Source organism: Streptococcus infantis (assembly GCF_047465035.1).
GTDB classification, from domain to species: Bacteria; Bacillota; Bacilli; order Lactobacillales; family Streptococcaceae; genus Streptococcus; species Streptococcus infantis_T.
Genome location: NZ_JASHAQ010000012.1, coordinates 1 through 12,132, shown reverse-complemented (window position 1 = coordinate 12,132; position 12,132 = coordinate 1). Strand labels below are relative to the sequence as shown.

17 protein-coding genes are annotated in these 12,132 nt (G+C 41.9%); 9 read left to right on the top strand and 8 right to left on the bottom strand.

Features of this window, described 5'->3' with window-relative positions:
• Positions 1–124 precede the first annotated feature (124 nt).
• Genes prmA through pepF form a run of 3 tightly spaced genes read left to right on the top strand, consistent with a single transcriptional unit; the run spans position 125 to position 3,627 of the window.
• The gene (gene prmA / locus QM406_RS06595) at positions 125–1,075 is read left to right on the top strand and encodes a 50S ribosomal protein L11 methyltransferase (RefSeq protein WP_075231895.1); all 951 of its coding nucleotides are present in this window, start codon (positions 125–127) and stop codon (positions 1,073–1,075) included.
• 1 nt (position 1,076) lies between these two features.
• A complete protein-coding gene (locus QM406_RS06590) occupies positions 1,077–1,820 on the top strand; it encodes a 16S rRNA (uracil(1498)-N(3))-methyltransferase (RefSeq protein ID WP_414273760.1) in 744 nt (247 codons plus the stop codon).
• A gap of 10 nt (positions 1,821–1,830) precedes the next feature.
• Entirely contained in the window at positions 1,831–3,627 is a 1,797-nt protein-coding gene (gene pepF, locus QM406_RS06585) for an oligoendopeptidase F (RefSeq protein ID WP_153224867.1), read from the top strand.
• 274 nt (positions 3,628–3,901) lie between these two features.
• Here the strand turns inward: pepF and QM406_RS06580 are convergent, their stop codons facing one another.
• On the bottom strand, positions 3,902–4,291 hold the full coding sequence (locus tag QM406_RS06580) for a nuclear transport factor 2 family protein (RefSeq protein WP_049548518.1): 390 nt from the start codon (positions 4,289–4,291) through the stop codon (positions 3,902–3,904).
• Positions 4,292–4,441: 150 nt separating this feature from the next.
• Here QM406_RS06580 and QM406_RS06575 point away from each other — a divergent pair, with 150 nt between their 5' ends.
• From QM406_RS06575 to QM406_RS06565, 3 genes are all read left to right on the top strand, one after another.
• Positions 4,442–4,774 (top strand): winged helix-turn-helix transcriptional regulator, encoded by a 333-nt coding sequence (locus tag QM406_RS06575; RefSeq protein ID WP_153224868.1) that lies wholly within the window; start codon positions 4,442–4,444, stop codon positions 4,772–4,774.
• Between the two features lie 11 nt (positions 4,775–4,785).
• Positions 4,786–5,577 carry a DUF2785 domain-containing protein gene (locus tag QM406_RS06570; protein ID WP_153224869.1) on the top strand — a complete coding sequence of 264 codons (792 nt, stop codon included), beginning with the start codon at positions 4,786–4,788 and terminating at the stop codon, positions 5,575–5,577.
• A 109-nt stretch (positions 5,578–5,686) separates the two neighbouring features.
• Positions 5,687–6,355 carry an MIP/aquaporin family protein gene (locus QM406_RS06565; RefSeq protein WP_315640473.1) on the top strand — a complete coding sequence of 223 codons (669 nt, stop codon included), beginning with the start codon at positions 5,687–5,689 and terminating at the stop codon, positions 6,353–6,355.
• Positions 6,356–6,527: 172 nt separating this feature from the next.
• Here QM406_RS06565 and queF read toward each other — a convergent pair whose 3' ends face one another.
• The 7 genes from queF to QM406_RS06530 form a co-directional block, all read right to left on the bottom strand.
• On the bottom strand, positions 6,528–7,019 hold the full coding sequence (gene queF / locus QM406_RS06560) for a preQ(1) synthase (protein ID WP_000082582.1): 492 nt from the start codon (positions 7,017–7,019) through the stop codon (positions 6,528–6,530).
• 18 nt (positions 7,020–7,037) lie between these two features.
• The gene (gene queE, locus QM406_RS06555) at positions 7,038–7,754 is read right to left on the bottom strand and encodes a 7-carboxy-7-deazaguanine synthase QueE (protein WP_414273759.1); all 717 of its coding nucleotides are present in this window, start codon (positions 7,752–7,754) and stop codon (positions 7,038–7,040) included.
• A complete protein-coding gene (gene queD, locus QM406_RS06550) occupies positions 7,747–8,190 on the bottom strand; it encodes a 6-carboxytetrahydropterin synthase QueD (protein ID WP_414273758.1) in 444 nt (147 codons plus the stop codon). Before queD ends, queE begins: the two co-directional genes overlap by 8 nt.
• On the bottom strand, positions 8,190–8,843 hold the full coding sequence (gene queC, locus QM406_RS06545) for a 7-cyano-7-deazaguanine synthase QueC (RefSeq protein WP_000828781.1): 654 nt from the start codon (positions 8,841–8,843) through the stop codon (positions 8,190–8,192). The genes queD and queC overlap by 1 nt, the downstream gene beginning before the upstream one ends.
• A gap of 200 nt (positions 8,844–9,043) precedes the next feature.
• On the bottom strand, positions 9,044–9,358 hold the full coding sequence (gene trxA, locus QM406_RS06540; RefSeq protein ID WP_001029581.1) for a thioredoxin: 315 nt from the start codon (positions 9,356–9,358) through the stop codon (positions 9,044–9,046).
• Positions 9,359–9,371: 13 nt separating this feature from the next.
• Positions 9,372–9,593 (bottom strand): DUF4649 family protein, encoded by a 222-nt coding sequence (locus QM406_RS06535; RefSeq protein ID WP_414273757.1) that lies wholly within the window; start codon positions 9,591–9,593, stop codon positions 9,372–9,374.
• Positions 9,594–9,692: 99 nt separating this feature from the next.
• Positions 9,693–10,073 (bottom strand): MarR family transcriptional regulator, encoded by a 381-nt coding sequence (locus tag QM406_RS06530; protein WP_084917404.1) that lies wholly within the window; start codon positions 10,071–10,073, stop codon positions 9,693–9,695.
• Positions 10,074–10,354: 281 nt separating this feature from the next.
• On the opposite strand from QM406_RS06530, the gene QM406_RS06525 reads away from it, so the two are divergent.
• From QM406_RS06525 to QM406_RS06515, 3 genes are all read left to right on the top strand, one after another.
• Positions 10,355–10,729, top strand: coding sequence for a CidA/LrgA family protein (locus QM406_RS06525; protein WP_000781321.1), 375 nt, complete (start codon positions 10,355–10,357; stop codon positions 10,727–10,729).
• On the top strand, positions 10,726–11,421 hold the full coding sequence (locus QM406_RS06520) for an LrgB family protein (RefSeq protein WP_414273756.1): 696 nt from the start codon (positions 10,726–10,728) through the stop codon (positions 11,419–11,421). The genes QM406_RS06525 and QM406_RS06520 overlap by 4 nt, the downstream gene beginning before the upstream one ends.
• Positions 11,422–11,622: 201 nt before the next feature.
• Positions 11,623–12,132 (top strand): hypothetical protein (locus tag QM406_RS06515; RefSeq protein ID WP_414273755.1); only part of this gene is annotated, 510 nt, incomplete at its 3' end.

Sequence of the window (12,132 nt, the reverse complement as noted above, 5' to 3'; positions counted from 1 at the left end):
GGTTAAATTTTAAACTGAACCCGCCCTAAACACTGTGCCAAACAGATAAACTTCTCCTAGACACAAGTGTCTTCAGAGAATTTCCTATTTTGGCTTTGTGTTTTACGGGCTTGGTATCTTAAATATGGAAACATGGCAAGAGTTAAAAGTTACAGTGAAGCGTGAGGGGGAGGAATTGGTTTCCAATCTCTTGATTGAGCTGGGAGCTCAAGGTGTTGCGATTGAAGACAGCATGGACTATGTGGGAAATGTTGACCGCTTTGGCGAGATTTTCCCAGAGGTTGAGCAGCAAGAAGAAATCGTAGTGACAGCCTATTACCCTGATACGGTTGATGTAGCAACAGTTGAGGCAGATTTGCAGGCTCGCTTAGCAGAATTAACGGATTTTATGGATTTGGGTGAGGTCAAAATGGGGACTACTGCCTTGGCTGAGGAAGACTGGGCAGACAACTGGAAGAAATATTATGAACCAGCTCGTATCACCCATGACCTAACCATCGTACCGTCATGGACGGACTATGAGGCGACTGCTGGCGAGAAGATTATCAAGCTAGATCCAGGGATGGCCTTTGGGACAGGAACCCACCCGACGACTAAGATGAGCCTTTTTGCCTTGGAGCAGGTTCTTCGTGGTGGGGAAACGGTGCTAGATGTAGGGACTGGTTCAGGGGTTCTTTCTATTGCAAGCTCACTCCTAGGAGCCAAGGAAATTTTCGCCTATGACCTGGACGATGTGGCGGTTCGTGTCGCTCAGGAAAATATTGAGCTCAATCCTGGTATGGAAAACATCCATGTAGCGCCAGGTGATTTGCTCAAGGGCGTAGAGATTGAGGCAGATGTCATCGTGGCTAACATCCTAGCAGATATCCTTATTCATCTGACAGATGATGCTTATCGTTTGGTTAAGGACGAAGGTTACCTGATTATGAGTGGCATTATCAAGGACAAGTGGGACATGGTGCGTGAGTCGGCTGAGTCAGCAGGATTCTTCCTTGAAACCCACATGATTCAAGGGGAGTGGAATGCCTGTGTCTTCAAGAAGACCAAAGATATCTCTGGTGTGATTGGAGGCTAGCATGCAGCAGTATTTTGTTAAAGGTTTGGCAAGCTCACCTGTCACCATCGAGGACAAGGAGACCAGCAAGCACATGTTTCAGGTTATGCGCCTGAAGGAAGATGATGAGGTTACTCTAGCTTTTGATGATGGGATCAAGCGCTTGGCGCGCGTGGTCAATGTGGAGGCGCGTCAGTTGGAACTGATCGAAGAATTAGCTGACAATGTGGAACTGCCAGTCCAAGTGACCATCGCATCTGGTTTTCCCAAGGGAGATAAGTTGGAGTTTATCACTCAAAAGGTGACGGAACTAGGTGCTAGTCAGATTTGGGCCTTCCCTGCTGACTGGTCCGTTGCCAAGTGGGACGGCAAAAAATTGGGCAAAAAGGTCGAGAAGTTAGAAAAAATTTCCCTTGGAGCAGCCGAGCAAAGCAAGCGTAACTTCGTTCCAAGTATCACCCTTTTTGAGAAAAAGGCAGATTTTCTAGCACAACTGGACCAGTTTGACCGCATCGTGGTTGCCTATGAAGAGTCGGCTAAAGAAGGAGAAGCAGCTGCGCTTATACAAGCAGTCTCGGGTCTTGAAAAAGGAGCAAAACTGCTCTTTGTCTTTGGTCCAGAAGGTGGTCTTTCACCTGCGGAAATTGAGAGTTTTGAGGCTAAAGGAGCTGTTCTAGCAGGACTTGGCCCTCGGATTCTAAGAGCAGAGACAGCGCCGCTTTATGCCTTATCAGCCATCAGTGTATTGCTAGAATTAGAGAAATAAGAGGAAGAAGATGGAACAAAAACACCGTTCAGAATTTCCTGAAAAGGAACTTTGGGATTTAACAGCCCTATATCAAGACCGTGAGGATTTCTTGCGTGCGATAGAAAAGGTGCGTGAAGACATCAATCAATTTAGTCGTGACTACAAGGGCAATCTTCACGTTTTTGAAGATTTCGAGAAGGCCTTTGCAGAATTGGAACAAATCTATATTCAGATGAGTCATATAGGTAATTACGCCTTTATGCCTCAGACGACAGACTACAGCAATGAAGATTTTGCAAATATCGCCCAGGCTGGGATGGAGTTTGAAACAGATGCCAGCGTAGCCTTGGCCTTCTTTGATGATGCCTTGGTAGCAGCAGATGAAGAAGTCTTGGACCGTTTGGGTGACTTGCCACATTTGACTGCAGCCATTCGTCAAGCCAAAATCAAAAAAGCCCACTATCTAGGGGCTGATGTGGAGAAGGCTTTGATCAATCTGGGTGAAGTTTTCTACAGTCCACAGGACATTTACACTAAGATGCGAGCTGGTGACTTTGAAATGGCCGATTTTGAAGCTCATGGCAAAACCTACAAAAACAGCTTTGTTACTTATGAGAATTTCTATCAAAATCACGAGGATGCTGAGGTTCGTGAGAAATCCTTCCGTTCCTTCTCAGAAGGACTTCGTAAGCACCAAAATACGGCTGCGGCAGCCTATTTAGCCCAAGTCAAATCTGAAAAACTATTGGCAGATATGAAGGGATACGGCTCAGTTTTTGATTATCTTCTGGCTGAACAAGAAGTAGACCGTGCCATGTTTGATCGTCAGATTGACCTCATCATGAAGGACTTTGCGCCAGTTGCTCAGCGATACCTCAAGCATGTTGCCAAGGTCAATGGTCTTGAAAAGATGACATTTGCTGATTGGAAATTGGACTTGGACAGTGCTCTCAATCCAGAGGTTAGCATTGATGATGCCTATGATTTGGTTATGAAGTCAGTAGAACCTTTGGGACAAGAATATTGTCAGGAAGTTGCTCGCTATCAAGAAGAACGCTGGGTGGACTTTGCTGCCAATAGCGGCAAGGATTCTGGTGGCTATGCAGCTGATCCATACCGTGTGCATCCATACGTTCTCATGAGCTGGACAGGTCGTTTGAGCGATGTTTATACCTTGATTCATGAAATCGGGCATTCTGGTCAATTCATCTTTTCAGACAATCACCAAAGCTATTTTAATGCCCACATGTCGACCTACTATGTCGAAGCGCCGTCAACCTTCAATGAATTGCTTCTCAGTGATTATTTGGAGCATCAGTCTGATGATCCTCGTCAAAAACGCTTCGCTCTTGCTCACCGCTTGACAGATACCTACTTCCATAATTTCATCACCCACCTCTTGGAAGCAGCCTTTCAGCGTAAGGTTTATACACTGATTGAAGAAGGGGAAACCTTTGGAGCAAGCAAACTCAACAGCATTATGAAGGAAGTCTTGACAGAGTTCTGGGGTGATGCTATTGAGATTGATGATGATGCAGCACTGACTTGGATGCGCCAAGCTCACTATTACATGGGCTTGTATAGTTACACTTACTCTGCCGGTCTTGTAATTTCAACTGCTGGCTATCTCCATCTGAAACAATCAGAAACTGGAGCTGAAGACTGGCTCAATCTCCTCAAGTCAGGAGGTAGCAAAACACCGCTTGAGTCAGCCATGATTATCGGAGCAGATATTTCAACAGACAAACCACTCCGTGATACCATTCAATTCTTGTCTGATACGGTTGACCGAATTATCAACTACAGTGCCCAGTTGGGAGAGTAAATTAAAAGAATCTGGGACAAAAGTCTGATCTTAAATATAAAAAGCGAACAAAACGAGTTATCTGACACTCAGAATTCGGTCTTGTTCGCTTTTTTATCTAATCTATTGCTTTAAAAAATTTATAGTTGATTGAAATAAGACATGAACAAAGAGATTAGGAAAATCAAATCAATTTCTAAAAATGTTTTAGAATCTGTAGTGTACTATTCTAAGTTCAATCGGCTATATAATAAAGAATTCCTAAAATCAAAATTTTTTGTCCCGACCTCTTTAATTATCCCCAAAAGCTATCTTCTTTAGCTTGATCTGAAGAGAAGAGCCAAACTTCTTTGATTTTTCCGTCTTCAATACGGAAGAGGTCAATTCCGTTCATATTGAGTTCAGTACCATCAGCCCGTGTTCCAAGAAAAGTAACATTAGCTGCGACAAAATCCTTATTATCAGAAACCCAATTTGTTATCACCTTAAAGGTTCCATTAGTTTTCTCAGCAAATGTAGCTAGGTGAGGTCCTAGTTGGTCCTTACCAACAACTGTACCAGATATACTATGAGTACCAGGTTGATTCCAGACAATATCGTCTGCCATCGTTTCAAAGACACCAGGAAAGTCCCCAGCAATTAAAGCTTGGTTATAAGTATTGAAAATTTCTAAGTTTGTTGACATATATATTCTCCATTTCTTTTTTATGATATAATTGTAACAGTTACAAACAAAAAAACAAGTAGACACTTTTTTGATAGCTAGTATCAAAAGTAGTACTTTTATTGATACTAAAAGATAAATTTTTTAAAAAAAATAGAAAGAAGATATTTTATGACAAATAAAGTGAGTGAGTATGGTATTTGTCCATTTGCGACAACGCAGAGGGTTTTAACAGGGAAATGGGCACTGGTAATCATTTATCAGTTGAGTACGGGTACTAAACGATTTAAAGAATTGCAGAGATTATTGCCTGGGATTACTCAAACTATTTTGACACGTCATCTCCGTCAATTAGAAAAGGATAAGATTGTTCAACGAAAGGTCTATGAGGAAGTTCCCCCACGAGTTGAGTACAGCTTAACCGAAATGGGGCAGGAATTCAAAGTTGTTTTAGATGCTGTCGAGAAATGGGGTCTAGATTATATCAAGTTGCTAGAAATGTAGAGGTATTGACCATGTATCAAAAGTTACTTAGAAAAATAGCAGAAGAAAAACCGAGCTATCGTCAAGAAGAAATCCTGTGGTTGCTTGAGCACTTAGGGGATACTAGTCCAGAGATTCGCGATGAATTGGTTTTTACTAGTCTGGCTAGGGGGATTCAAGAAGAGTTGTTTACAAAGGAGCAATTTCAGTTGATTGCTGCTGTGATTGTCTCTGATGGTGGACTAGATAAAGAGCTCTATAAGCTAGGAGCTTCAACGCTTGAACGTTCTTTTAGGGCCCTTATTTATGCCAATCTCTTATCTGCCGATGGCAACCAACACTCTCTTTATTATCAAGTGCTTAAAACTGATATCAGAAATACGATGCTCGATCAAGGTTTGCATTACCTTGAAAAAGAAGAGGATACGACAGGTTTTTCAAGTCAGTATGGTTGGGTGCATGCTTTTGCTCATGGGGCTGATCTTTTAACTGAAGTTGTTTGTCATCCAGACTTTTCTAAAAATAGAGTTCATGAAGTATTTGACATACTTGGCCAACTATTTAAAAGAGTTTCGATTCGGTTTATTGATGACGAGGACTGGCGCTTGGCCAGAGTCCTTTACGAACCTATTTTGCAAGGCAAGGTGGAGCAAGCGACACTGGCTTCTTGGATAAAGTCACTTGATTTTCCGATAGAAGAGAGGGAAGATTTTTATAAATTTTCCAATTTCAGATCCTGTCTCTTAGAAGTCTATGTTCAACTTGACCAGAGAAATAGTTTACAAGATGACTTGAAAGAAGCTATTCAATCTTTCCAATATTAGATTTTGATTATCAAATGTGAAAACTTACACAATGTTTCCAAGCACATTTCTTGAAACCCTTTCCTTCTTCTGATAGACTAATACATAGTTTGAAAAAAGGAGACTTAATATGAAAAAATTTGTTGCTGAATTAATCGGTACTTTTATGCTTGTGTTCATCGGAACAGGAGCTGTTGTTTTTGGAAATGGTGTTGAAGGTCTTGGACACCTTGGGATTGCTCTTGCCTTTGGTTTGGCAATCGTAGTCGCAGCTTTCTCAATCGGAACTGTTTCAGGTGCTCACTTGAATCCAGCTGTTTCTATCGCTATGTTTGTTAACAAACGTTTGTCATCTTCAGAGCTTGTAAACTACATTCTTGGTCAAGTAGTCGGTGCTTTCCTTGCATCTGGATCTGTACTCTTCCTCTTGGCAAATTCAGGTATGTCAACTGCAAGTCTTGGTGAAAATGCCTTGGCAAACGGAGTAACTGTCTTTGGTGGTTTCTTGTTTGAAACAATCGCAACATTCTTGTTTGTTTTGGTGATCATGACTGTAACATCAGCAAGCAAAGGGAATGGCGCAATCGCTGGTTTGGTCATTGGTTTGTCATTGACAGCTTTGATTCTAGCTGGCTTGAACATCACTGGACTTTCAGTAAACCCAGCTCGTAGCTTGGCTCCAGCTGTCTTGGTAGGTGGCGCAGCCCTTCAACAAGTTTGGATTTTCATCCTTGCACCAATCGTTGGTGGAGTTCTTGCAGCTCTTGTTGCTAAAAACTTCCTTGGAACTGAAGAATAATTGAAACTCAAAAAGCCTTGCTCCTCATGATGAGGAACAGGGCTTTTTCGTATGATACTCTTCGAAAATCTCTTCAAACTACGTCAACTTCCATCTGCAACCTCAAAACAGTGCTTTGAGAAACCTACGGCTAGCTTCCTAGTTTGCTCTTTGATTTTCATTGAGTATGAGTTTAGCGGTTGTCAATTTTCTCTGGATAAAGGTCGTGTTGGAAGAGGCGCTGTTCTGCCAATCCTTCATACTTAGTTCCAGGTCTACCGTAGTTGTAGTAGGGGTCGATTGAAATACCACCGCGAGGTGTAAATTTCCCCCAAACCTCTAAATAGCGAGGGTCTAGCAAGTTGACCAAGTCTTTCCCGATGGTATTGATACAGTTTTCGTGAAAATCCCCATGATTTCGGTAACTAAAGAGGTAGAGTTTAAGGGATTTTGACTCGACACAGAGCTTGTCAGGAATGTAGGAAATATAAATCGTTGCAAAGTCTGGCTGCGCAGTGATTGGGCACAGTGAGGTAAATTCAGGGCAGTTGAATTTGATGAAATAGTCATTTTCCACATGACGATTGTCAAAGGATTCCAGGACTTCTGGTTGATAGTCGAAAATGTAGTTGGTTTCTTTATTGCCCAGTAGGCTTAGGTTTTTCATTTCTTCTTGTTGTGACATGATTTTTTCTTTCTAATCTTAAACACCACGTTGGTTATCGTAGAGGAGGGTATGGAGTTGTGGAAGGACGCGAACATTGCCCCAGCTATCATCAGCAGCGACACGCTCCCAGAGTTCTTTGAGGCGGTCCAGTTGGTCTTGGACAATATTGCCTGTAGCCTTGGGCTCAGGATTTCCAGCCGATAAGAAGAGAACATCTGGTTGGTAGCGTTCTTGAATACCTTTGGCAAAGGCTAAATCGGCATCGTCAAAGACAGGGATTTTAAAGGTGACCTTATCTGGATCTAGTTGAGAAACGATAAAGTCTAAAGTCTCGAAATTGACTTCCATCTTGGATGAAGGAGGTTTGGGACTGAGAGTGACCTGATCGATATCTTTTAACCAATTTTGCCAGCGGGAGCCTTGAGTTTCAACAGCTAGAGTGACACCGCGTTCCTTGAGCTTGGTGACCAATTCGGCCATGTTGGCTGCTAGGATAGCAGGATTTCCACCAGATAGGGTTACATAGTCGAAGCTTCCTAGTTTGTCTAACTCAGTGATCACTTCATCAGCTGTCATACGAGTAGGCTTCTCAGAACCATCCCAAGTAAAGGCGGAGTCGCACCAGTCGCAGTGGTAGTCGCAACCAGCAGTGCGGACAAACATGGTTTTCTGGCCGATAGCACGACCTTCACCTTGAAATGTTGGGCCAAAAATTTCCAGAACTGGTAGTTTGAGGACACGTTCCCTAGTCATCTAACCACTCCCGTCTAAACTCCGCAAAGGCAGTCGGAGTCTCATAGAGACGAACATATTCCAAACGGAGACCGCGCTTGTCTGGCAACTCTTGACTCATGGTTTGGAAAATCCAGTAAACCATATTTTCAGCAGTCGTATTCATGTAGGGCAGGGTCTCGTTGAGATAGCGGTGATCCAAGTGAGGCTCTAAGTAATCCTTGTAGATTTGTTTGATATCCCCAAAATCATAGGTCATGCCACGTTCATCTAAAAATCCACTGACAGCGATTTGCAGATGATAGGTATGGCCGTGCAGGGATTTGCATTTCCCCTCATAGTGGAAGAGGTGGTGGGCAGCATCGAAGGTAAATTCTTTGGAGACTAAGGTTCTGTGAGGATTGTAGACAAGAGATTCCCCAGTTTCTTGTTTGATTTCTTTGGGAGCAAAAAACATCAGGCCTCTCCTTTCTGCGAGAGATAAACCTCTAAACCATGTTGGCGTAGATGGCAGGCAGGACAGTCTCCACAACCAGTACCGATAATGCCATTATAGCAGGTCAAGGTCTTCTCACGAACATAGTCAAAGGCACCGAGTTGGTCGGCTAATTCCCAAGTTTCTGCCTTGTCTAGCCACATGAGAGGCGTTTGGATCACAAAGTCGTAATCCATAGCAAGGTTGAGGGTCACATTGAGCGATTTGACAAAGACATCACGACAGTCAGGATAGCCTGAGAAGTCTGTTTCACATACTCCTGTCACGATATCCGTAATTCCACGCTGCTTGGCAAGAACTGCAGCAAAGGACAGAAAGAGGTGATTGCGACCGTCAACGAAGGTATTAGGCACCTCTCCTTCTTTTTGCTCAATTTCTAAATCTGAAGTCAAGGCATTTTCAGTGATTTGTCCTAGCAGAGACATATCTAGGATATGATGACGAATTCCTTGTTCCTCAGCGATTTCTTTGGCGACTTGAATTTCGAGATGGTGGCGTTGGCCATAGGCAAAGGTAACGGCTTCGACCTTTTCATAGTGTTGCTTGGCCCAGAAAAGGCAGGTTGTTGAATCTTGACCGCCACTAAAGACGACCAAGGCTGATTGACGTTTCATAGTACTCCTTTCAAAATGGGAAATGTTCAGAGCACGCAAAAAGCTCCCATGAGGGAGCTAAAAAATACCAAGTATAGGTTTTTTTTAGCGATGGCATGTCCCAAACATCGTGATATTCTAGTTACAGTCTAGCATATTTTTTGAAAAATGGCAAAGGGCAAGAAAAAAAGACCAAATAAAGCACTTGGTCTCTAGTATGATTAGCTCAATTCAGCAACGATGGCCTTGATTTGTTCTGCTGTGTGAACACCAGCAACTTGTTTCACAACTTGACCGTCTTTTTTGAAGAGAAGAGTTGGGATAGACATGATTCCAAAGGCACGAGCTGTGTTTGGATTTTCATCAACGTCCATTTTAACGATCTTCAAGACATCTTCTGAAAGTTCTTCAGACAATTTGTCCAAGATTGGACCTTGCATACGACATGGACCACACCAAGTTGCCCAGAAGTCTACCAAGACCAATCCGTCTTTAGTTTCTTGTTCAAATGTTGCATCTGTAATTGCTTTTGCCATAGTATTTCTCCTTTTAATTATATTGGCTTAAATCTTGTTTCATGAGATAGAAGAAGACATCTCCATAAGTCCCATGGTAGTCCAAATCATGACCGTTGTAAGTTAATTTTTGGACAGGGTAGTAGTCTGCGATGCCGATAAGGCAAGCTTGTTGTGAACGATCAAAATCTTCATAAGACTCGAAAGTCACAGTTCTTTCGTTCTTGCTGGCATCTAGATAGGTAATTTCAATCATTTTAAAAACTCCTTTATTTAATGATGACTTTATTTTACTCCTTGTAAAAGAGAATGTCAAGAAAAATGATTGCGCACGCAACTTTTTTCTAAAATCATCTTAAATCAAGAAATCCAAACCAGTTTCCAAGCTTTCTTCGACAGCCTTTTGTAGCGAGGCCAGTGTCTTTTGCCCATCACTTGTCAGGCAGATAAAGCTAGAGCGTCTATCTTGATCACAACACATGCGACTGAGTAGACCGCAATTTTTAGCTTCCAAGCGAGCTACCATTCGAGAAACAGCGCTCGGGCTCAGATGAAGCTTATCTGGCAGGTCAATCTGGCGTAGAGATTTTTCTTGGGCCAAGTCCAGATAGTAGAGGAGGTAGAACTCTTTCAAGGTCAGACTTTGGTCACTCTGCTGGGCAATGGTCTCTTCCAAGAGACCTTCAATTTCTTTTTGACGACGATTGAAGTCAAACCATTTTTCCAAATAGGTCATAGTATCTCCTTTCTTTTTAGAGTCATAAGTAGAAGAAAGTCCATTAACGGACAATCTCTGTATCACAAGATGATTGCGCATGCAATAATTATACTACTTTTCAAGAAAGCTGGCAAGAAGGACGCTGAAATCTTTTATCCTAAATTACGCTGTTTTCACTAGTCTGTAATTGCCTGTATCCCCTTTCTTCTCAAACTTTCATCAACTCTTGTGTATTTCCTTGAAATTTTCTGAAAAAAGAGTAAACTGGTATGCAAGAAGTCTATTTCGTGGAGTTTAGGATGAAATTATATGTTCAATTAATGATTCTCTTTGTGATTTCTCTAATCGGAGAGGGGATCTCTAGTTTCTTTCATTTGCCCATTCCAGGCAGTATTATCGGCTTGATTATTCTTTTTCTAGCCTTGCAGTTCAAGTGGCTGCGTATCCGCCATGTCAATATGGTGGGGAACTTTTTGCTGGCCAACATGACCATCCTCTTTCTACCTCCTGCGGTTGGAATTATGGAAAAGTTTGATGTGATTGCTCCCTATCTCCTACCTATTGTCTTGATTGTCTTTTTTGCGGCAGTAATCAATATCATCTTGATTGCGCTTGTGGTTCAATTTATCAAAAAACGCTATGAAGGTGACTACGAAGAAAGAGGTGCTAAATGAGCGAATTTGTATCCAATCCCCTTTTTGGGATCGCCCTGTCCATCTTAGCCTATCTTGGGGGAATGATGATTTTCAGACGCTATCCTCATCCCTTAACGACTCCCTTGTTGCTGTCAGCTATTTTTATTATCATCTTTCTAAAGGTAACTGGCATTTCCTACCAAGATTACTACCAAGGTGGGGTTTATCTTAACAACTTGATTGTTCCTTCAACAGTGGCTCTAGGAATTCCCCTTTATAAGAGTTTCCACTTGATGAAGCATCATGCTCGCAGTATTCTCTTTGGTAGTTTGCTGGCGGTAGTGGTCAATACCTCTTTCACAGCCCTTGTGGCCAAAATCTTTGGTATGGACTTTTTCCTAGCTATTTCCCTCTTTCCTAAGTCAGTAACGACTGCTATGGCAGTGGGAATCACAGAAAAGTTGCAGGGCTTGACTACTGTGACTCTAGTAGTTGTCGTAGCGACTGGTATTTTGACCAGTGTAATCGGACCAACACTTCTAAAATGGCTAAAAATAGACGATCCAGTAGCTGTTGGACTAGCCCTGGGTGGAACAGGACACGCTGTTGGAACTGGAACGGCCTTTCGCTATGGACCAGTTGCAGGTGCTATGGGAGGATTAGCTATCGGTGTTACAGGTGTTCTCTATGTATTTGTCAGTCCTATTGTAGCTAATTTGATCTTGAGTTAAAAAGCAAGGATTAAGAATTTGGAGAACATCGGTTTTATTTTAGGGTGAGGATGAAAAAGATTGTCCTGTGACCCGAAACTATATCTATCTAGGACTTAAGAGTTGAAGAAAAGTGGCGTCAAGGGGATTTTACAGAAATGAATAGAGGTAGTTTATGAATGAAAAATTAAATTTTTAAAGAAATATGTGCCATCTGGAGAGATGGTCGAGATTTTATCTAATTTTAAAAATCTGTCCAATCATCCTATTCCACAATATTGGCGGGATGCGTTTCAAACATCAGATTTTTCTAAAAGAAAACAAATCATCCTAGGAGAATGGAAAAAATATCTAGCTGAAGAACTCAGCAATACGATCTCTTATCTAGAAGAGTTTCTGGAGGCTATAGACCTTATCAAAATTGGACCTACCTATTCCTTGCTTTATTCCATTAGAACTTATCAGAGCAAGAGTCTAGTATTTTATGAGGGTAAAATACCGATTTCGGACCGAGAGTTTACAGACCACTTTAATCAGTCAAAACTAGAACTTGACGGGAGTATCCGTGATTTCTATACACATATTCATGCAGGGTTTAATGACTATACCAGTAAAAGCATGGGCTTAGACGATCTAGATATGATTGAACCAATAGCTGATTATGATTGGGAATTTGAGGATCAGTTAACAAATGACATTTCCAGTTATTACAATTTTTTTAGCAATGGTATG

Excerpts from the sequence above, each read along its gene's own strand:
- prmA (WP_075231895.1), top strand. The coding sequence starts at position 125 with ATGGAAACATGGCAAGAGTTAAAAGTTACAGTGAAGCGTGAGGGGGAG.
- QM406_RS06590 (WP_414273760.1), top strand. The coding sequence starts at position 1,077 with ATGCAGCAGTATTTTGTTAAAGGTTTGGCAAGCTCACCTGTCACCATC.
- pepF (WP_153224867.1), top strand. The coding sequence starts at position 1,831 with ATGGAACAAAAACACCGTTCAGAATTTCCTGAAAAGGAACTTTGGGAT.
- QM406_RS06580 (WP_049548518.1), bottom strand. The coding sequence starts at position 4,291 with ATGTCAACAAACTTAGAAATTTTCAATACTTATAACCAAGCTTTAATT.
- QM406_RS06575 (WP_153224868.1), top strand. The coding sequence starts at position 4,442 with ATGACAAATAAAGTGAGTGAGTATGGTATTTGTCCATTTGCGACAACG.
- QM406_RS06570 (WP_153224869.1), top strand. The coding sequence starts at position 4,786 with ATGTATCAAAAGTTACTTAGAAAAATAGCAGAAGAAAAACCGAGCTAT.
- QM406_RS06565 (WP_315640473.1), top strand. The coding sequence starts at position 5,687 with ATGAAAAAATTTGTTGCTGAATTAATCGGTACTTTTATGCTTGTGTTC.
- queF (WP_000082582.1), bottom strand. The coding sequence starts at position 7,019 with ATGTCACAACAAGAAGAAATGAAAAACCTAAGCCTACTGGGCAATAAA.
- queE (WP_414273759.1), bottom strand. The coding sequence starts at position 7,754 with ATGACTAGGGAACGTGTCCTCAAACTACCAGTTCTGGAAATTTTTGGC.
- queD (WP_414273758.1), bottom strand. The coding sequence starts at position 8,190 with ATGTTTTTTGCTCCCAAAGAAATCAAACAAGAAACTGGGGAATCTCTT.
- queC (WP_000828781.1), bottom strand. The coding sequence starts at position 8,843 with ATGAAACGTCAATCAGCCTTGGTCGTCTTTAGTGGCGGTCAAGATTCA.
- trxA (WP_001029581.1), bottom strand. The coding sequence starts at position 9,358 with ATGGCAAAAGCAATTACAGATGCAACATTTGAACAAGAAACTAAAGAC.
- QM406_RS06535 (WP_414273757.1), bottom strand. The coding sequence starts at position 9,593 with ATGATTGAAATTACCTATCTAGATGCCAGCAAGAACGAAAGAACTGTG.
- QM406_RS06530 (WP_084917404.1), bottom strand. The coding sequence starts at position 10,073 with ATGACCTATTTGGAAAAATGGTTTGACTTCAATCGTCGTCAAAAAGAA.
- QM406_RS06525 (WP_000781321.1), top strand. The coding sequence starts at position 10,355 with ATGAAATTATATGTTCAATTAATGATTCTCTTTGTGATTTCTCTAATC.
- QM406_RS06520 (WP_414273756.1), top strand. The coding sequence starts at position 10,726 with ATGAGCGAATTTGTATCCAATCCCCTTTTTGGGATCGCCCTGTCCATC.